The 17,894-nt window shown below is 73.9% G+C and carries 17 protein-coding genes; 9 read left to right on the top strand and 8 right to left on the bottom strand.

Translation table 11 applies throughout. The features are described from left to right. Positions 1–403: 403 nt before the first annotated feature. The 4 genes from ACW9J6_RS06110 to ACW9J6_RS06125 are packed head-to-tail and all read right to left on the bottom strand — an operon-like array spanning position 404 to position 4,080. On the bottom strand, positions 404–997 hold the full coding sequence (locus tag ACW9J6_RS06110) for a class I SAM-dependent DNA methyltransferase (RefSeq protein ID WP_457115556.1): 594 nt from the start codon (positions 995–997) through the stop codon (positions 404–406). After that, positions 994–1,737 (bottom strand): PIG-L deacetylase family protein, encoded by a 744-nt coding sequence (locus tag ACW9J6_RS06115; RefSeq protein ID WP_457115557.1) that lies wholly within the window; start codon positions 1,735–1,737, stop codon positions 994–996. The genes ACW9J6_RS06110 and ACW9J6_RS06115 overlap by 4 nt, the downstream gene beginning before the upstream one ends. Then, a complete protein-coding gene (locus tag ACW9J6_RS06120; protein WP_457115558.1) occupies positions 1,734–2,888 on the bottom strand; it encodes an acyl-CoA dehydrogenase family protein in 1,155 nt (384 codons plus the stop codon). Before ACW9J6_RS06120 ends, ACW9J6_RS06115 begins: the two co-directional genes overlap by 4 nt. Next, positions 2,881–4,080 carry a glycosyltransferase gene (locus tag ACW9J6_RS06125; protein ID WP_457115559.1) on the bottom strand — a complete coding sequence of 400 codons (1,200 nt, stop codon included), beginning with the start codon at positions 4,078–4,080 and terminating at the stop codon, positions 2,881–2,883. Before ACW9J6_RS06125 ends, ACW9J6_RS06120 begins: the two co-directional genes overlap by 8 nt. A gap of 223 nt (positions 4,081–4,303) precedes the next feature. Here ACW9J6_RS06125 and alr point away from each other — a divergent pair, with 223 nt between their 5' ends. After that, entirely contained in the window at positions 4,304–5,395 is a 1,092-nt protein-coding gene (gene alr, locus ACW9J6_RS06130) for an alanine racemase (RefSeq protein ID WP_457115560.1), read from the top strand. On the opposite strand, the gene ACW9J6_RS06135 is transcribed toward alr, so the two are convergent. Continuing rightward, complete coding sequence (locus ACW9J6_RS06135; protein ID WP_457115561.1) at positions 5,383–5,946, bottom strand: cytochrome b; 564 nt, start codon at positions 5,944–5,946, stop codon at positions 5,383–5,385. The genes alr and ACW9J6_RS06135 overlap by 13 nt on opposite strands. A 146-nt stretch (positions 5,947–6,092) precedes the next feature. Here ACW9J6_RS06135 and radA point away from each other — a divergent pair, with 146 nt between their 5' ends. Then, positions 6,093–7,526 (top strand): DNA repair protein RadA, encoded by a 1,434-nt coding sequence (gene radA / locus ACW9J6_RS06140; protein WP_457115562.1) that lies wholly within the window; start codon positions 6,093–6,095, stop codon positions 7,524–7,526. A gap of 301 nt (positions 7,527–7,827) precedes the next feature. Here radA and ACW9J6_RS06145 read toward each other — a convergent pair whose 3' ends face one another. After that, positions 7,828–8,919: a transglutaminase-like domain-containing protein gene (locus tag ACW9J6_RS06145; protein ID WP_457115563.1), complete on the bottom strand. Its 1,092-nt coding sequence runs from the start codon at positions 8,917–8,919 to the stop codon at positions 7,828–7,830. A gap of 550 nt (positions 8,920–9,469) precedes the next feature. Between ACW9J6_RS06145 and ACW9J6_RS06150 the strand changes: the two genes are divergently transcribed. The 4 genes from ACW9J6_RS06150 (at position 9,470) to ACW9J6_RS06165 (ending at position 13,498) form a co-directional block, all read left to right on the top strand. After that, the gene (locus ACW9J6_RS06150) at positions 9,470–10,228 is read left to right on the top strand and encodes an SDR family oxidoreductase (protein ID WP_457115564.1); all 759 of its coding nucleotides are present in this window, start codon (positions 9,470–9,472) and stop codon (positions 10,226–10,228) included. 233 nt (positions 10,229–10,461) lie between these two features. Beyond that, positions 10,462–11,058, top strand: a complete 597-nt coding sequence (locus tag ACW9J6_RS06155; protein ID WP_457115565.1) for a CvpA family protein — start codon at positions 10,462–10,464, stop codon at positions 11,056–11,058. A 172-nt stretch (positions 11,059–11,230) separates the two neighbouring features. Next, on the top strand, positions 11,231–12,730 hold the full coding sequence (gene purF, locus ACW9J6_RS06160) for an amidophosphoribosyltransferase (protein ID WP_457115566.1): 1,500 nt from the start codon (positions 11,231–11,233) through the stop codon (positions 12,728–12,730). 6 nt (positions 12,731–12,736) lie between these two features. After that, the gene (locus ACW9J6_RS06165; protein ID WP_457115567.1) at positions 12,737–13,498 is read left to right on the top strand and encodes an SDR family NAD(P)-dependent oxidoreductase; all 762 of its coding nucleotides are present in this window, start codon (positions 12,737–12,739) and stop codon (positions 13,496–13,498) included. Positions 13,499–13,507: 9 nt separating this feature from the next. Here the strand turns inward: ACW9J6_RS06165 and ACW9J6_RS06170 are convergent, their stop codons facing one another. Next, positions 13,508–15,202, bottom strand: coding sequence for a methyl-accepting chemotaxis protein (locus tag ACW9J6_RS06170; RefSeq protein ID WP_457115568.1), 1,695 nt, complete (start codon positions 15,200–15,202; stop codon positions 13,508–13,510). A gap of 266 nt (positions 15,203–15,468) precedes the next feature. On the opposite strand from ACW9J6_RS06170, the gene ACW9J6_RS06175 reads away from it, so the two are divergent. The 3 genes from ACW9J6_RS06175 (at position 15,469) to ACW9J6_RS06185 (ending at position 16,458) form a co-directional block, all read left to right on the top strand. Next, positions 15,469–15,876: a dihydrofolate reductase gene (locus tag ACW9J6_RS06175; RefSeq protein ID WP_457115569.1), complete on the top strand. Its 408-nt coding sequence runs from the start codon at positions 15,469–15,471 to the stop codon at positions 15,874–15,876. 169 nt (positions 15,877–16,045) lie between these two features. Further along, positions 16,046–16,291: a hypothetical protein gene (locus tag ACW9J6_RS06180; RefSeq protein WP_457115570.1), complete on the top strand. Its 246-nt coding sequence runs from the start codon at positions 16,046–16,048 to the stop codon at positions 16,289–16,291. Further along, positions 16,288–16,458, top strand: a complete 171-nt coding sequence (locus ACW9J6_RS06185; protein WP_457115571.1) for a hypothetical protein — start codon at positions 16,288–16,290, stop codon at positions 16,456–16,458. Before ACW9J6_RS06180 ends, ACW9J6_RS06185 begins: the two co-directional genes overlap by 4 nt. A 10-nt stretch (positions 16,459–16,468) precedes the next feature. Here ACW9J6_RS06185 and der read toward each other — a convergent pair whose 3' ends face one another. Beyond that, a complete protein-coding gene (gene der / locus ACW9J6_RS06190) occupies positions 16,469–17,809 on the bottom strand; it encodes a ribosome biogenesis GTPase Der (RefSeq protein WP_457115572.1) in 1,341 nt (446 codons plus the stop codon). Positions 17,810–17,894: the final 85 nt, after the last annotated feature.

Consider the following 17,894-nt stretch of genomic DNA (forward strand, 5'->3'; position numbering starts at 1 on the left):
TCGGCCGGACGTGGCCGGGTGTCGCGACACTCCTCATGCTGAGGTGCCGCGGCGATCGAAGATCGCAGCGGCCTCGAAGCACCCCGGAACGGTCGATCCCAAGCGGCCTTGGCTTGGATCTGTGGTCCGGCGTGCTTCGAGGCCGCTTCCACGGCACCTCAGCATGAGGAATGTTGCGGCTTCCAGGGGCGTTCAGTCGAAGAATCCACGACCGAGACGACTGAATCTGCAAACTGCCTGCGAGGTGCGGGCATGCGCACGACCCGACGTGTGAATCCGCAAGCCCGTGCGGGAGAGGGGTGCCCGCGATAGACCCGGCAACCGTCGTGTGCCGACGTAAGATGATTCCGCTCGCCGCACGCGGGGAGAGGAGATCCCGCGCGCGCTGGACTGGCATCGTCCGTTACAGCCCCGCGCGCGCCGCCAGTAGGTCGAGCCGGTAGGCCTCCGACCTGTCCTGGCGCGTGACCTTCAGGAAGGACGCGGCGCTCCGGATGAACAGCTCCGCCGCGGCGTCGCCGCCGAGCGGGTAGTCGGTCTCGCCCGTCCAGTGCACCAGCAGGACGTCGCCACCGGGCGCGAGGGCGTCCCGCACGCGGTCGGCCAGCCGCCCGACATCGCCCGCGTCGAGGTAGTAGACGACCTCCGAGAGCAGGATCAGGTCGAAGCGGCCCTCGGGCCAGGTCCCGGGCACCTGCGCCCACGCGAAGCGGACCTGCGGGCAGTCGCGGCAGCGGGCGCGGGCCTGGTCGAGGGCGCCCTCGGCCACGTCCAGGGCGAGGAGCGCGTCGCAGCGCCCGGCGAGGTCCCGCGTCAGCACGCCGATCGAGCAGCCGATCTCCAGGGCCGCGCCGTAGCGCGCGCGGGGCAGGGCCGCCAGCGTCGCGGCGTATTTCGCGCGCTCGTAGCCGCTGGTGGCGAAATCCCAGGGGTCCGGGTCGGCGGCGTAGCGGGCGTCGAAATAGGCGGGCGGCAGCGAGGTCGGGTGGCGCGTCACGGCACCGCCTCCGGATCGACCGCGATGAAGATCTCGAAGGGCCGCGCGAACCGCGCGAGCATCGCCGCGTCGAGGCGGAAGCCGTCCGGATCGTCGGTGATCAGGTCCGTCGTCTGCGAGCGATGCGCCGCGATCGCCGCGGCCTTGGCGGGCAGGTGCCGGGCGATGTCGAGGCGGCAACCCCGCGGCGCCTCCCCGACCTCGGTGTCCGGCGGCAGCGTCCAGCCCCAGACCGGGTAGGCGTGGAGGCGCAGATCGGGGATCCGCGCGCGGCGCGCGAGCGTCGCGGCGGCCCGGTGGTCGCAATGCGGATCCTGCGCCCAGGTGACGAACAGGGCCCCGGCCCCGCTCTCGCGCGCGGCGTCCGCGATGGCCTGCGCGGCGGCCTCCGCCTCCGGCCCCTGCTCGGGCACGAAGCGATCGGGCAGGCGAAGGAAGCGGATCCCCGCCGGATCGAGGCCGAGCGCCCGCGCCGCCTCGCGCGTCTCGGCCTCGCGCAGGGCCCGCAGCCGCTCCGGCGGGTGGCTCGGCGAGTTCGGATGCGAGCCGACGCCGTCGCTCACCACCACGAGGCGCACGGGCAGACCCCGGGCGCAGGCCTCCGCGATGAGCCCGCCGCAGCCGAGGCTCTCGTCGTCCGGATGCGGCGCGACCACCACCAGGCCGCGCCCGCCGGTCAGGTCGGGCAGCGTGCCGAAGGGCAGCGCCTCGGCGGCGGCGAGGTAGGCATCAGCCCTCATCGCTCCTCCTCCGGCCGCCAGAGGTCGCCCGAGGGCTCCCCGGCCGCCAGGATGGTCCGCGCCGCCTCGGTCAGCGCGCGGTCGGGGGCGGGCTGGCGCAGATAGGTGGCGAGGTCGCGCGAGAGGCGCTCCAGCGGATGCCCGCCCAGGAAGCCCGCGAGCCCGACCGAGCGCTGCGCGAGCTGCAGCAGGTCGAGCCCGGCCCGCTCGACGGCGAGCCGCGCGAGGTTGACGAAGGCGACGATGCGCTCGGGCGCGAGCGCCTCCTCCCGGACGATCCGCGCGGCGCGCCCGACCCAGAGCCCCGCCCCTTCGAGGGCGATCGCGCCCTCTCCCAGGCGGGCGAGCTGGTGCGGATCGGTGCCCCGGCCCGTGCGCACGAGGTGGTCCCGCCACGCATCGAGCACCGCCGAGAGGCCGCCGAGCTGCACGGCCGCGAAGCGCCACGCGCCGCCCGAGAAGGCGGGCTGGCGGTGATAGTCGTCGGGCGCCCCCAGCAGGGCGTCGGCCGCGACGGGCAGGCCGGTGAAGTCGAGGGTGCCCGTGGCCGAGGCGCGCATGCCCTGCGCGCGCCACTCCGACAGGTCGGCACGGGTCCCCGGCGCCAGGGGCACCACGAGCATCTGCGGCGCGGTTTGCCCCGGGCGACGGGCCGTCACCAGGGCGCGCGTGACGAAGCCGGCGCCGGACGCGAAGGTCTTCACGCCCCGCAGGGTGAGCCCGTCGCTCCCGGCCGCCAGGACGAGGCCGCCCTCCCCGGGCTCGGTGTTCCAGACCGCGAACAGGTGGCCGGCCTGCGCGTCGGCGAAGAGCCGCCCGCTCTGCGCCGCCGTGCCGTAGCGGGCGACGAGCTGGAGGGCGTTGACGTGACCCTCGTAGAGCCGCCCGAGGGCGAGGCTGCCGGAGCCGAGGAGGCGCAGCACCTCGGCGAGATCGGCGGCGCCGGGCTCCTCCCCGAGCCCCGTCCCGCCCGCGGCCGAGGGCACCGGGGCGGCGAGGAGGCCGAGGCGGGCGAGATCCGCGACGTCCTCGGCCGGGAAGCCGCCGTCGCGGTCCTGCGCGTCCGCCCGCGCGGCGGCGGCCCGAGCCGCCGCCCGGGACGCCGCGAGGATCGCCCGGATCCCGTCGCAGGGCAGCGTCCGCTCAGGCATGGCCGGGATGCTCCGCCGCGGCGGCGGCAAGCGGGACGGACGCGAGGGGCCGCTCGCGGCGCGTCGCCCGCCGCAGGCGATCCGAGAGGCGCAGCAGCACCAGGGCGGCGCGGGCGCGGCGGATTTCGGCCGGCAGCCGGCTCGGACAGAGGCGGCGCGGCGCGAGGTGCGGGCTCGCGCCCTCGACCGCGTCGAGGAGCGCCCCGAGCGTCGGCAGGCGGGCGAGCGCCTCCGCCTCGGCGCGCCGCAGGCCGAGGCGGGGCGCCCAGAGACCGGTGCGGCCGAGGCGCCCCGCCGCGTGCAGGTCCCGCAGGCGTCGCCGCCACGCGTAGCGCCGCAGCGCCCGCAGCAGCGGTTCCAGGCGGGGATCGCAGGGAGATTCCGGCGCCGCGCAGCGCAGCCGCATCGTGTCGGCGGCCCCGCCCGGGGCGCGGCCCTCCAGCCGGCCCGAGGTGACGACGACGATGCCCGGCTCGTGGCGCACCCGGGCATCCGCCGCCCGCAGCGCGGCCACGAAGGCCCGGTCCTCGCCGAGGGCGAGCGGTGGCAGCCCGCCCACGCGGCGGTAGACCGAGAGGCGCACCGCGAGGCTCGCGCCCGAGTCGGTCCAGTGGCAGGGCCAGGGATCGTCGGGGCGCGGATCGATCCGGGCCGCGATCTCGGTGAGCAGGGCCTCGTAGCGGCTCTCCAGCCGGCCGCGGGCGTGCAGGGACTCGGGCAGGCGGGCGGCCTCGTCCGGGTCGAGGGCGATCCGCCCGGCCACGGCATCGGCCCCGTCCGCCAGGGCCGCGAGGCTGCGCCGGACCCAGTCGGCCGGCACCCGGCTGTCGGCGTCGGTGGTGAGGATCACGCCGTCCGGGGAGCCCACCTCCTCCAGCCAGGACGCCGCCGCCTCCATGGCCTCGCGGCGCGCCCAGCCCGCGGTGGCCCGGTCGGAGACGCACGCGATCACCCGGAGCGGCACCGGCAGCGTCCCGCGCAGGGCCGCGACCTCGCGGGCCGTCCCGTCCGTGCAGTTGTTGAGGAACAGCACGATGCCGAACCCGGCGACGCCGTCCTGGACCGACAGCGCCCGCAGGCAGGCCCCGATCCGCTCCGCCTCATTGCGCACCGGGATCGCGGCGATGCAGGCCAGGCGCGCGGCCGGCACGGGCCCGGCCTCGCGCAGCAACACGGTCTGCGGGTCTGTCACGCGACGGCCTCCGGTGGGCCGCGTCCGGACCGCCGGCGACCTCGAGATCCTCACGTAGGTCAACGCACCCGCCTGTCCCGCGCCTGCGACCAAATCGAGCAAGCGCGACGATGCTCGGGCGCGGATGGGGCGCCCGCCGGCCGCGAACCGGCTATAAGCCCCCGACGGGCGGCGAACGCGTGTCGTGCCGAACCCCGACTCCACCCCGCAGGACGGTGATGCGATGACGAACCTGCCGCACGGCGCCCGCCTCACGATCGACCTCGCCGCGCTGGCGGCGAACTGGCGGCGCCTCGCCGGGGAGGCCGAGGGCGCCGACTGCGCGGCCGTCATCAAGGCCGACGCCTATGGCTGCGGCATCGCCCGGGCGGCGCCGGCCCTGGCGCGGGCGGGCTGCCGGACCTTCTTCGTCGCCCACCTCTCCGAGGGCGAGGCGGCCCGGGCGGCCTCGCCCGAGGCGGTGATCTACGTGCTGAACGGCATGCCGCCCGGGAGCGCACCCGCCTACCCGGCGGCGGACCTGCGGCCGGTCCTGGGCGCCCGGGAGGAGATCGCCGAGTGGGCGGAGTTCTGCCGCGCCCGCGGCGAGCGCCTGCCGGCCGCCCTCCACGTCGACACGGGCATGAATCGGCTCGGCCTCACGCCCGATCAGGCCCTCGATCTCGCGGGCGATCCGGTGCTCGACGCCTTCGCGCCCGCGCTGCTGATGAGCCACCTCGTCGGCGCCGAGGTGCCGGACGATCCCGTCACGGCGCGCCAGATCGTGGAGTTCGCGCGGGTGCGCGCGGCCTTCCCGGCCCTGCCGGCCTCGCTCGCCAACTCGTCCGGGACCTTCCTCGGCCCAGCGGTGCGCCACCAACTCGCGCGGCCGGGCTACGCGCTCTACGGCGGCAACCCGGTGCCGGGGCGGCCGAACCCGATGCGGCCGGTGGTGCGGCTCGACGCTCCGATCCTTCAGGTGCGGGAGGTCGCGGCCGGGGAGACGGCGGGCTACAACGCCCGCTGGACGGCGCCGGGGCCGCGCCGCCTCGCCACCCTGTCCCTCGGCTACGCGGACGGCTACCCGCGGGCCGGGTCCGGCCGCGCGGAGGCGATCGTCGCCGGGATCCGCTGCCCGCTGGTCGGCACGATCTCGATGGACCTCGTGATCCTCGACGTCACGGCGGTGCCGCCGGAGGCCGCGACCCGCGGCGCCCCCGCCACGCTGATCGGCGACAGCCTCGACGTCGACGAGGTGGGCCGGCGCGCCGGCACCATCGGCTACGAGATCCTGACCAATCTCGGCCGGCGCTACGCGCGGCACTACGTCGGCTGAACCCGCCGGGCGGGCCACATCCGCCCCAGCACCTCGTCGCGGCGGATGGCGGCGTGCCAGACCACCGCCGCGACGTGGAGCGCCAGCAGCCCGCCGATCGCCCAGGCGCCCCATTCGTGCACGGCGGCGCCCGTGTGCGACAGCGCCTTGTCGAGGGGCACGAGCCGCGGCCAGGAGAAGAGCCCGAACCAGGGCAGCGAATAGCCGCCGGCCCCGGAATCGACGTAGCCGCTCAGCGGCATCAGCAGCATCAGGCCGTAGAGGGCGAGGTGGGCGGCGCGCGCCGCCGCGTGGGCGAGGCGCGAAGGCGGCGCGCGGTAGGACGGCTCGCCGAGGATCCACCGCGAGACGAGGCGGAGCGGCAGCAGGACCAGCACCGTCAGGCCGATCGACTTGTGGATATCGAGGATCTCCCGGCGCGGCGAGGTGCCGGGTGGCAGGTACGCGGCCGCGATCCCGAGCGCCAGGGCGATTCCGATCAGGGCGGCCATGCCCCAGTGGAAGCCGCGCTGCGCGGGGTGGTAGCGGGGGACGTCGGGCTCGCTGGGCATCGGGGGCCGGCTGCGTTGAGGAAGCAAGGCTCGTGTCGCCGAGGATTGCGGCCCCAGAGCGGCGCGCGCGTTGCTCCCGCGTCACCGTTGCATCCGGCCGCCGCCGGGGACATATCGGGAACGTCGAGGAGCTCCCCACCGCGCCGATGGCCAAGACCCACCAGACCTTCGTCTGCCAGTCCTGCGGGGCGGTCTACAATCGCTGGCGCGGGCGCTGCGAGGCCTGCAACGGCTGGAACTCGATCGTCGAGGAGACGGGCGCCGGCAGCCCCGCCGCCGGGCCGGTCGCGACGCGGCCGAGCCGGGCCAAGGGGCGGGTCTTCCCCCTGGAGGGGCTGGCGGGCGAGGTCAAGGACGCGCCGCGCACGCCCTCCGGCATCGCCGAACTCGACCGGGTGACCGGCGGCGGCTTCGTGCCCGGCTCGGTGATCCTGCTGGGGGGCGATCCCGGCATCGGCAAGTCGACGCTGCTGATGCAGGCCTCGGCGGCGCTGGCGGCCCGGGGCGAGCGGGTCGCCTACATCTCGGGCGAGGAGGCGGTCGGGCAGGTGCGGCTGCGGGCCGAGCGGCTGGGCCTCGCGGGCACGCCGGTGGAACTCGCGGCCGAGACCAACGTCGAGGACATCGTTGCCACCCTGAGCCAGGGCCGCGCGCCGGCGCTGGCGATCATCGATTCGATCCAGACCATGTGGACCGAGACGGTGGAATCGGCGCCCGGCACCGTCACGCAGGTGCGCGGCTCGGCCCAGAGCCTGATCCGCTTCGCCAAGACCACCGGCACCTCGGTGATCCTGGTCGGCCACGTCACCAAGGACGGCCAGATCGCCGGGCCGCGGGTGGTCGAGCACATGGTCGACGCGGTCGCCTCCTTCGAGGGCGACCAGGGCCACCACTTCCGCATCCTGCGGGCGGTCAAGAACCGCTTCGGCCCCACCGACGAGATCGGCGTGTTCGAGATGACGGATGCGGGCCTCGCGGAGGTGCCGAACCCCTCCGCCCTGTTCCTGGCGAGCCGCGACCACGCCGCGCCCGGCACGGCGGTCTTCGCCGGCATGGAGGGCACGCGCCCGCTGCTCTGCGAGATCCAGGCCCTCGTCGCCCCCTCGGCGCTCGGCATGCCGCGCCGCGCGGTGGTGGGCTGGGATCCGAACCGCCTGTCCATGGTGCTCGCCGTGCTGGAGGCCCATGCGGGCATCCGGCTCGGCACCCACGACGTCTACCTCAACGTGGCGGGGGGCCTGCGGATCGGCGAGCCGGCGGCGGACCTGGCGGTGGCCGCGGCCCTCGTCTCCTCGCTGTCGGGCGCGCCGCTCCCGTCGGACGCGGTGTATTTCGGCGAGATCGGCCTCTCGGGCGCGATCCGGCCGGTGGCGCAGGCGAGCGCGCGGCTCAAAGAGGCGCAGAAGCTCGGCTTTGCCCGAGCGCTGATGCCGGAGGGACGCGGCGAGCCGCCGGAGAAGGGATTTCCGGCCGAGGCGCTGCGGCACATCACCGATCTGGTGGCCGGGGTGGCGGCGGACCGGCCGGCGGGCCGAGGCGGGCGGCGGCCTCGGGTGCCGGTCTACGAGGCGGAGGAGTAGGATCGAGAGGTGTTCGGGCCGCTTCGCGCGTCCGGACGCACCGCCGTGATCAGCCAGTCACGACACGCAACGGCGGTCGGGGACCGCACATCCGCAGGACGGCAGACCCCGTCGCAGGACAACGGACGATCCATGTCGGGACCGAACGGACGGATGAGCCGGCCGCCCTCCAGATCCCGCGCGACGAGCGTGGTGCGCCCCGGGGCCAGACCCGGACGGACGCGTTGGCAGTCCTGCGGTCTTGAAGCCTGGCGAACCTCATGAGCGGCCCGGAGACCGACTCGGTCGCAGAGCGGCCGGTTCAGGCCGCGTCCAGGAGCCGGGCGGTGATGCGGTAGGCGAAGCGCTCCGGATCCAGGCAGTCGAGGCGCGTGCCCGCCACCTCGGCCTCGGGATACATGAAGAAGCCGACGGGCGGCCCCGCCGTGCCCGGCAGGCGCAGGTCGTGGCCGGAATTGTAGGCGAGCCAGTTCGTCTCCCAGGCGCCGAAGAGCGCCGCGCGCGCGGCCGCCACCTTGGCGTCCGAGATCGGGAGACGGCCCGGCGGCTCCTCCAGCGCGACCTTTCGGACGTCGGCCGGGTCGACCGGCACCCATCCGAAGCCGGACAGGAACACCTCGGCCCGGCAGTGCTGGGCCTTGGTGATCGTGTCGCCGTTCGCCCCGAGGCTCGCGTAACCGAACCGGGACGGCGCCACGCGGATGCCGTAGACGTCGCGCGCCGGCAGCCCGGCCGCGCGGGCCAGGCCGACGTAGAGCGCGTTGATGTCCGCGCATTTTCCGCCGAGGTCGCCCATCGCGAGCATCGAGGCGACGTCGCCCAGCCCGCAGCCCCGCACGGCGGCCTTGCGGAAGGTGTTCTCGACCACCCAGGCGTAGATCGCCCGCGCTTTCTCGAGGTCGGTGTGCGCGTCCGCGGTGATGCGCTCGGCCGTCTGACCAACGATGCCGTCGGTCGGGATCAGCGCGGTCGGGGCCGTGTAGAGCTGCCGCTCGGCCGCCGTGAGGGGCGCGGCCTCGCCCGGACGGTCGAGCGCCACGGCGCGGTCGCGAGCCTCGAAGGTACTCACGATGGTCGCGTCCAGCGGGGACTCGCCCGGCTGCCAGCGCAGGTGCAGGAGGGCGGTCCCGTAGACCGGGTCGCGGTGGATGCCGGCCTCCGCCCGCGTGCTCCAGGTGTCGCCGAGCGGGCGCGTCCAATCCGCTGCGACCGAGGGGAGTGGCACCCAGGCCTGGGCCGAGCCGCCCGCGGGCAGCGTGAGCCGCGTGGTGACCTCGTAGCGCCGCCAGGCGCCGGGACGTGGCGCGAAAACCTCCTGCGCCCCGGCCGGCCGCGGCAGGACCGATGAGGCGGCCAGGAGACCACCGGCCGCCAGCAGATCGCGTCGACGCATCAGCCAATCCCCCATTCGTGCATCCGGACGGTGACCCGTACCGAGGCCGAATGGGAGATAGGCGCGCGTGGGGGGACGTCGACCGACGCTGTGTCCGGCATCGGACACACATTGCCATCAGGGTGGGCCGGCAGGTGCTCAAGGACGTGCTGCCGCTGAGGGGAGCGGGGCTGACCGGGGTCGACAGGGCCCGCGCGGAGCTCGAACCCGGGGCCGCGCAGGAGACGAAGCGGCCGCGCCCGCCCCGTCTCCCACGCTCCGCTCTCGCCGAGTGCCTCGGCACCCCGGTCCACCCGGCCGGGGCGCTGCCCTGCGGGGCAGGCCGAACGCTCGGCGCCGGGCCCGCCGAAGCGGGACACGCGGCCCCCCGTTCGGCCGCGACGCGCGGGACTTGCCATCAAGAACCGTCCGGACACGCGGCATTGACCGCTCATCGAACCCGACCGAAGAATACAGAAAAACATTCAGGTGGCCCCGGGAGCAATTCCACCAAACATCGCGACGTCAAGCGCACGGGGAGATCGCCGCGAGAAGACGGGAGGGACTGAGCATGCCGCGAAACATCGAAGGGCAGGTCGCCTGGGTCACGGGGGCGGGCTCCGGAATCGGCGAGGCTGCCGCGGTGACGCTCGCCAAAGCCGGGGTGCGGCTCGCCCTGACGGGGCGAGGCCGGGAGGCACTCGAGGCGACGGCCGATCGCGTCCGGGAGGCGGGCGGTGAGGCGCTGGTCGCGCCCGCCGACATGGGCCGGGCCGACGCGGTCGAGCGGGCGTGGGAGGTCGTCCGATCCCACTACGGCCGCTGCGACATCCTGGTGAACTCTGCCGGTCTCAACGTTCCGAAGCGGGGTTGGAGCGAGATCGACCCGGCCGGGATCGACGCGGTCATCGGGGTGGATCTCAACGGTCCCTTCTACGCCTCGCGCCTCGTGCTGCCGACCATGCGGGCTCAGCGCGACGGGCTGATCATCCAGGTCTCGTCCTGGGCCGGACGGTACGTGTCGAAGCTGACGGGGCCGGCCTACTCGGCCGCGAAGCACGGGCTCGTGGCACTCTCGGAGAGCTTGAACCAGGAGGAATGCGGTAACGGCATCCGGTCCTGCTGCATCTGTCCCGGCGAGGTGGCGACGCCCATCCTTGACAAGCGTCCCGTCCCGGTCTCCGCGGAGGACAAGGCGCGGATGCTGCAGGCGGACGATCTCGCGGAGACGATCCTGTTCGTGGCCCGCCTTCCCCCGTCCGTCTGCGTCAACGAGATCCTGATCAGCCCGACGTGGAACCGCGGCTACCTGGAGGGTGTGAGGCTCTGATCCCGTCCGGGCGGATCACGCGACCGTCCGAGTGGGCGGTCGCCGCTTCGCGACCGGCCATGCAGGGGGACCGGGGGTCACGGCAGACCGCCGCCGGGCACGCCAACCTCACTCCCGTTCCGGCGCGACAGCGCCGCGGGTGACGGATCGACTCGGGCGGAGTATAGGTCGGCCCGCGGCGCGGAGCAGCCGCAACCCTGGTCAACGCCGCCCGCTCCCGGTCCGTTCCTGAGATGCCGTTCTCCGTTCTCGATCTCGTCGTCCTCGGCGTGGTGGTCATCTCGGCCCTGCTCGCGGCCGTGCGCGGCTTCACCCGGGAGGTCCTGGCGATCGTCGCCTGGGTCGTCGCCGCGGCCGTCGCCTGGAAGCTCCACCCGCTGCTGCAGCCGGTGGTGATGCAGCACGTCTCCAGCGAGACGGTCTCGCGCGTGGTCGCCATCGCGGCGATCTTCCTCGGCACGCTCCTCGTCGTCTCGATCATCACCGTGAAGGTGTCGGACCTGATCCTCGATTCGCGCATCGGCGCGGTCGACCGCAGCCTCGGCCTCGCCTTCGGGGCCGCCCGCGGCTTCCTGATCTGCGTCATCGGCTGGGTGTTCCTCGCCTGGCTCGTGCAGGGCAAGGTGCCGGACTGGGCGCAGCAGGCGCGCAGCCGCGAGATCCTCGACAATACCGGCCAGAAGCTCGTCGCCATGCTGCCGGGCAACCCGGACGAGCTGCTCAAGCAGTTCCGCAAGCCCAAGCCCGAGACGGAGCCCGGCGCCGACGCCCCCGCGGAAGCCGACGCGCCGCCCCAGCGCCGGACGGATGCCACCCCTGCGCGCCGGTAGTCCCGCGCGCCTTGGCTCCGCCTCCTTCGGCGACTACATGACGATCGCGACACCGGGCCGGTTCCACCGCCCCGGTCTCTCCGTCGTGGACGATACGGGATTCGGCCTCGCGCGTCGGGCGCCGGGCCGCTAGCCAGGGCCGTGACGGGATCGGCCGCGAGGGGCTTTCATCATGGCAGCACGGATGGATTCGGGCCGGGGCGACGCTGCTCTCAGCGCGGACTTCGCCGGACTGGACCTCGACGGCGACACGCTGCGCGAGGAGTGCGGCGTCTTCGGCATCCACGCGCATCCCGACGCGGCGGCGATCGTGGCGCTCGGCCTGCACGCCCTCCAGCACCGCGGCCAGGAGGCGGCCGGCATCGTCTCCTTCGACGGCCGGGTGTTCCACTCGGAGCGGCGGCTGGGCCTCGTCGGCGATTCCTTCTCCGACCTCGCCACGATCGAGCGCCTGAAGGGGCTCTCGGCCATCGGCCACGTGCGCTACTCGACCACCGGCGAGACGATCCTGCGCAACGTGCAGCCGCTCTTCGCCGAGCTGGAGACCGGCGGCCTCGCGATCGCCCATAACGGCAACCTGACGAACGGGCTCCTGCTGCGCCGCCAGCTCGTGCGGGACGGCGCCATCTGCCAGTCGACCTCCGACACCGAGGCGATCCTCCATCTCGTCGCCCGCAGCCGCCACGTGCGCATCGTCGATCGGGTGATGGACGCCCTGCGCCAGATCGAGGGCGCCTACGCCCTCGTGATGCTCACGAACAAGAAGCTGATCGGCGCCCGCGATCCCCTCGGCATCCGCCCGCTGGTGCTGGGCGAGCTCGACGGCCGCTACATCCTGGCCTCGGAGACCTGCGCCCTCGACATCATCGGCGCGCGCTTCGTGCGCGACATCGAGAACGGCGAGATGGTGGTGATCGACGAGGACGGCATCCGCTCGATCCGCTTCGCGCCCGAGGCGCCGATGCGGCCCTGCATCTTCGAGTACATCTACTTCGCGCGGCCGGACTCGGTCGTGAACGGCAAGAACGTCTACGCGGTGCGCAAGAGCATCGGCGTCGAGCTCGCCAAGGAGGCGCCCGCCGACGCCGACATCGTGGTGCCGGTGCCGGATTCCGGGGTGCCGGCCGCACTCGGCTACGCCCAGGAGACCGGCCTGCCCTTCGAGATGGGCATCATCCGCAACCACTATGTCGGGCGCACCTTCATCCAGCCGACCCAGTCGGTGCGCGAACTCGGCGTGCGCATGAAGCACTCGGCCAACCGCGCGGCGATCGCCGGCAAGCGGATCGTGCTCGTCGACGACAGCCTCGTGCGCGGCACCACCTCGGTGAAGATCGTGCGCATGATGCGCGAGGCCGGCGCCAGCGAGGTGCATTTCCGGATCGCCTCGCCGCCGATCACCCACCCGGACTTCTACGGGATCGACACGCCCGAGAAGGAGAAGCTGCTCGCCGCCACCCACGACCTGGAGGGCATGCGCCGCTATATCGGCGCCGACTCGCTTGCCTTCCTGTCGATCGGCGGCCTCTATCGCGCGATGGGCGAGGAGGGCCGCCATCAGGCCTGTCCGCAATACACCGACCATTGCTTCACGGGCGACTACCCCACCCCCCTGACCGACCTCGCGGTCGCCTCGCCCCGGCGCATGGCGATCCTCGCCGAAGCTGACTGAGTGCCGATGTCCGACACCCCCCTCCCGGAGACGAAGCCCCTCGCCGAGCGCATCGCGGTCGTGACCGGCGCCTCCCGCGGCATCGGCCGCGCGGCGGCGCTGGCGCTCGCCGCGGCCGGCGCCCACGTGATCGCGATCGCGCGCACGCAGGGCGCCCTGGAGGAGCTCGACGACACCATCCGGCAGGCGGGCGGCACCGCCACCCTGGTCCCCCTCGACCTCACCGACTACGAGGCGATCGACCGGCTCGGCGCGGCGATCCACGAGCGCTGGGGCCGGCTCGATGTGCTCGTCGGCAATGCCGGCACGCTCGGCCGGCTGATGCCGCTGGGGCACGTGGAGCCCAAGCTCTGGGCGACCGTGATGGACGTCAATCTGACGGCCAACTGGCGGCTGATCCGCTCCCTCGACCCGCTGCTGCGGATGTCCGATGCGGGCCGGGCGATCTTCGTGACCTCCGGGGCGGCGTCGAGCTGCAAGGCCTACTGGGGTCCCTACGCGGTGTCGAAGGCCGCCCTGGAGGCCCTGGTGCGCACCTACGCGGCCGAGACCGCGACGACGCCGGTGCGGGCGATGCTGGTCAATCCGGGCCCCCTGCGCACCGCCATGCGCCGGGCCGCGATGCCGGGCGAGGACCCGGAGACCCTGCGCACCCCGGACGATCTCGCCCCGCACATCGTGCGGCTGGCCCGGCCGGACTGGCGCGAGACCGGGCTGATCTACGACTTCCCGACCGACCGGCTCCTGACCCCGCAGAAGCCGGCCTGACCGGCTCCGTCACGCCGCTCTGACATCCGACAGGAACCGGCCGATCTCCTGGGCGAGGCCCTCGGACTGGCGCGAGAGGGCGTGGGCGGCGTCGAGCACGTGGCCTGCCGCCGTGCCGGTGACGCTCGCGCCGTCGCGCAGGTCGGCGATGTTGGCCGTCACCAGCGCGGTGCCGGTCGCGGCTTCCTGCACGTTGCGCGTGATCTCCTGCGTGGCGGCGCCCTGCTCCTCCATGGCCGCGGCGATGCCGGTGGCGTGCTGGGACATCTCGGCGATCACCTCGCCGATCCGGTGGAGGTCGGAGACCGCCTCCCGGGTCGCGGCCTGGATCTCGGCGATCTGGGCGCTGATCTCCTCGGTCGCCCGGGTGGTCTGTCCGGCGAGGTCCTTCACCTCGGCGGCGACCACCCCGAAGCCGCGGCCGGCCGCGCCCGCCCGCGCCGCCTCGATGGTGGCGTTGAGCGCCAGCAGGTTGGTCTGCGCGGCGATCGAGGCGATCGCCGAGACCACGCTGCCGATGCGCTCGGCGGTGGCGGCGAGCCGCTGAACGGTGGCATCGGTGCGGCGCGCATCCTCCACCGCCCGGCCGGCGATCGCCGAGGACTGGGCGACCTGGTGGCCGATCTCGCGGATCGAGGCGGACATCTCCTCGCTCGCCGCCGCCACCGTCTGCACGTTCGCCGAGGTCTGATGGGCGGCCCCCGCCACCGCCACCGATTGCCGGGCGCCCTGCTCGGCCGTCGCCGCCATGCCGGTCGCGGTCGATTGCAGGGAGCCCGCCGCGGCGGCGAGGCCCTGGGTCAGGCTCGCCACCCGGCCCTCCAGGGCCCGGGTCAACCCGTCGAGCCGCTCGGCGCGCCGCATCTTGGCGTCGGCCTCTGCTTCCTGCGCGGCGGCGAGGTCGCGCGCCCGGATCGCGTTGTCCTTGAACACCTGCAGCGAGCGGGCGAGGTGCCCGACCTCGTCCCGGCGCGCCGTCCCGGCGACCTCGACCGCGAGGTCGCCCTCCGCGAGGCGGCCCATCGCCCCGGTCATCCGCTTGAGCGGCCGCGACACGCCGAGAAGGGCGACGGCCGCGAGCACCCCGAGGGCGAGGGTCAGTCCGCCGGCGCCCAACAGGGCGAGACGCCCCGCGGCGGTCTCGGCGATGCGTCCCGCCTCCTCCTTCGCCCGCGCGAGGTCGTGCCGGTTGGCCTCGATCCGCTCGTTGATCGCCGCCACGGCCTCCTGCCGCGCGTGCCGTCCCTCGCCGCTCGAGATCGCGAAGGCGGCCTGGCCCTGGCCCTTGAGGCCGAGGCCGATCGCCCGGCCGGCCTCGGCGAAGTAGGCGTCGAGCCGCTGCCGGGCCGCCTCGTTGGCGGCGCGACGCACGGGATCGTCGGAGAGGGCGAGCAGCCGCTCCACCCCGCCGCGGGCCGCGGCCTGCGCCTTCGTGAACCCGGCCTGGAAGGCGTGCATCGCCTCGGGATCGTGCTCCAGGAGGATGTTCTTCTCCTGGATCGTCGCCTCGTTCACCGCGGTGGCGACCTCACCGGCGATGATCGCGCGGCTCGCCGACACGTCGACGAGATGACGGGTCAGGTCGCCGAGCCCGTCGAGTTGCGCGCGCGCCAGCGTCACCAGGGCGACCGCGACGGCCGTCATCAGCAGGACCGGCAGCGCCAGCTTGCCGATCAGCGGCAAATCGTTCAGAAACCTCGACATCCTCGACCCCCGGACCGGATATGCGCGTTGGCGCGACGGTTGAACCGCCGTATTCGTCGGCCGAATGATGGCCCGATAAAAATTAATGTCGGTTTCTCAGAAAGAAAACTAACCCAGCGGCAGATGTCAGCTAACGGTTACAAGTAGAGAGGCATGCGAGCCGGGCCCGGAACGGGCGGTCGGTGCGGCGGCGCGCCCGCCGCGGGCACGCGGTAGGCGTCGCGTGGGGAATGCCCTATCACCGGCGCGAGGAGCGAGGAGCTGCGATGATCGACGTGCGGGCGATGTGCGCCATCGGGCAGCGGGGCCAACTCGGCCTCGACGGGCGCCTGCCCTGGGAGGGCAACACCGATCCGCTCTACGTGGAGGACGTGACCCGCTTCTTCGCGGAGACCCAGGGCCACGTGCTGATCGCCGGGCCGAAGACGATCGAGGCGGTGCCGGACTTCGCCTACAAGGACCGCACCATCGACATCATCCGCTCGCACGAGGACCCGCGGGCGGTGCTGGCCCGCTACAGGGGCCGGCGGGTCTTCGTGGGCGGAGGCGTGGCCGTGTGGAACGTCTACGCGCCCTTCATCCAGCAATGGGACATCACCCGCCTGCCCTACGACGGGGAGGCGGACCGCTGGTTCGATCCCGCCTGGCTGGTGGGCGGCCCAGCGCGGGCCTGACGCGGGCGCGCCGCCCCGGCCTCGGGCGGCCTTCATCCGCTCCAGGAAGCGGCCGGTCTTCCCCACGAACGTGTCGGATTGCCGGGACAGGTCGCGGGCGGTCCCGAGCATCTGGCCGGCGCCGGTCCCGGTCGCCCCGGCGCCGTCGCGCAGGGTCTCGATCGCGGTCGTGACGCTCGCCGTGCCGCGGGCCGCCGCCTGCACGGTGCGGGTGATCTCCCGCGTCGCCGTCCCCTTCTCGTCCCTGGCGGCAGCGATGGGGGACACGTGCTGCGAGCCGGTCGCGATGACGTGGCCGATCCTGTCGCTGTCGGCGGCCGGAGCGGACCATGACGGCGCGGGCGGCCGCTCTGCGCGCTTGGCGCGGCGCACCCGGCCTGCCAGGGTGCCGACGCAGCGGGGGGCGATTCGATGACCACGTCGGACGATCAGTTCAAGCGCAAGCCGCGCCGGAAGGCGGAGCGCGCGCGCGTGCTCACCGTCTCGGCGGAGCAGAAGGCGGCCTACGAGGCGCTCCTGCGGGAGAAGGAGGAGCGCGAGGCCTACGCCAAGCACCTGCCCCAGGACCAGAAGGTCCGCTGAGCCCGGCCCGTCACTCGCCCTTGTCGAAGGGGTTCTTCGAGGTGCGCAGCGACAGCCGGATCGGCACGCCCGGCAGGTCGAAAGCGTCGCGCAGGCTGTTGACGAGGTAGCGCGTGTAGGATTTCGGCAGCGCGCCGAGCTGGTTGCCGAACAGCGCGAAGTGCGGCGGGCGCGCCTTCACCTGCGTCGCGTAGCGGATCTTGATGCGCCGCCCCGAGACCGCGGGCGGCGGATTGGCCTGCACGGCCTCCGAGAGCCACTGGTTGATGCGGGCGGTGGGCACCCGCCGGTTCCAGACTTCGTGCGTCGCGATCACCGCCTGCATCAGCCGGTCGATGCCCTCGCCCGCGAGGCCGGAGAGCGGCACGGTGGCGGCGCCGCGCACCTGCGGCAGTAGGCGGGCGGCCTTCTCCTTCAGCTCCTTGAGCAGGCCCGGCTGGTCTGCGACCAGGTCCCACTTGTTGAGACCCATGACCAGCGCCCGGCCCTCCTGCTCGACGAGGTCGACGATGGTCAGGTCCTGCTTCTCGAACGGAATCGTGGCGTCGAGGAGCACCACCACCACCTCGGCGAAGCGCACGGCGCGCAGCCCGTCGGAGACCGCGAGCTTCTCCAGCTTGTCGTCGATCCGGGCGCGGCGGCGCATGCCGGCGGTGTCGTGGAGCTTGATCGCCCGGCCGCGCCACTCCCAGTCGAGGGAAATCGAGTCGCGGGTGATGCCGGCCTCGGGCCCGACGAGGAGCCTCTCCTCGCCGAGCATCCGGTTGATCAGCGTCGACTTGCCCGCATTCGGGCGTCCGACGATCGCGACCCGGAGCGGCTTGTCCACGCCCTCCTCGTCGTCGAAGTCGGCCTCCGGCAGCATCTCCTCCAGGGCGTCGGCGAGTTGCCCCATCCCTTCCCCGTGCTCGGCCGAGACCGGTACCGGGTCGCCGAGTCCGAGCCCGAAGGCCTCGTAGGCGCCGGCCAACCCGGCGCCGCCCTCGGCCTTGTTGGCGAGGAGGATCACCGGCTTGTCGGCGCGCCGGACCAGCTCCGCGAAGGGCTGGTCGGCGGGGAGCAGACCCGCGCGGGCGTCGATCACGAACAGGACGGCGTCGGCCTCGGCGATGGCCGCCTCGGTCTGGGCGCGCATCCGGCCGGCGAGGGACTCCGCGTCCGCCTCCTCCAGCCCCGCCGTGTCGATGATGGTGAAGCGCAGGTGCCCGAGCCGCGCCTCGCCCTCGCGGCGGTCGCGGGTCACGCCGGGCCGGTCGTCGACGAGGGCGAGCTTGCGGCCGACGAGGCGGTTGAACAGCGTCGACTTGCCGACGTTGGGACGCCCGACGATCGCGACGATGGGCATCGGCATGGTGCGGATCCTGACCGAGACGAGGGTTGAGATGAAGTTATAGCGCGATCGGCCCCTCTTCCGTCGGGAAGAGGGGCCGATCGCG

The organism is Methylobacterium sp. JK268 (assembly GCF_054052225.1).

What these genes read in the sequence shown, in the direction of transcription:
- radA (WP_457115562.1), top strand. Translation starts at nt 6,093, where the DNA reads ATGGCCAAGACCCACCAGACCTTCGTCTGCCAGTCCTGCGGGGCGGTC.
- ACW9J6_RS06155 (WP_457115565.1), top strand. Translation starts at nt 10,462, where the DNA reads ATGCCGTTCTCCGTTCTCGATCTCGTCGTCCTCGGCGTGGTGGTCATC.
- ACW9J6_RS06115 (WP_457115557.1), bottom strand. Translation starts at nt 1,737, where the DNA reads ATGAGGGCTGATGCCTACCTCGCCGCCGCCGAGGCGCTGCCCTTCGGC.
- alr (WP_457115560.1), top strand. Translation starts at nt 4,304, where the DNA reads ATGACGAACCTGCCGCACGGCGCCCGCCTCACGATCGACCTCGCCGCG.
- ACW9J6_RS06185 (WP_457115571.1), top strand. Translation starts at nt 16,288, where the DNA reads ATGACCACGTCGGACGATCAGTTCAAGCGCAAGCCGCGCCGGAAGGCG.
- purF (WP_457115566.1), top strand. Translation starts at nt 11,231, where the DNA reads ATGGCAGCACGGATGGATTCGGGCCGGGGCGACGCTGCTCTCAGCGCG.
- ACW9J6_RS06170 (WP_457115568.1), bottom strand. Translation starts at nt 15,202, where the DNA reads ATGTCGAGGTTTCTGAACGATTTGCCGCTGATCGGCAAGCTGGCGCTG.
- ACW9J6_RS06165 (WP_457115567.1), top strand. Translation starts at nt 12,737, where the DNA reads ATGTCCGACACCCCCCTCCCGGAGACGAAGCCCCTCGCCGAGCGCATC.
- ACW9J6_RS06135 (WP_457115561.1), bottom strand. Translation starts at nt 5,946, where the DNA reads ATGCCCAGCGAGCCCGACGTCCCCCGCTACCACCCCGCGCAGCGCGGC.
- der (WP_457115572.1), bottom strand. Translation starts at nt 17,809, where the DNA reads ATGCCGATGCCCATCGTCGCGATCGTCGGGCGTCCCAACGTCGGCAAG.
- ACW9J6_RS06145 (WP_457115563.1), bottom strand. Translation starts at nt 8,919, where the DNA reads ATGCGTCGACGCGATCTGCTGGCGGCCGGTGGTCTCCTGGCCGCCTCA.
- ACW9J6_RS06120 (WP_457115558.1), bottom strand. Translation starts at nt 2,888, where the DNA reads ATGCCTGAGCGGACGCTGCCCTGCGACGGGATCCGGGCGATCCTCGCG.
- ACW9J6_RS06175 (WP_457115569.1), top strand. Translation starts at nt 15,469, where the DNA reads ATGATCGACGTGCGGGCGATGTGCGCCATCGGGCAGCGGGGCCAACTC.
- ACW9J6_RS06150 (WP_457115564.1), top strand. Translation starts at nt 9,470, where the DNA reads ATGCCGCGAAACATCGAAGGGCAGGTCGCCTGGGTCACGGGGGCGGGC.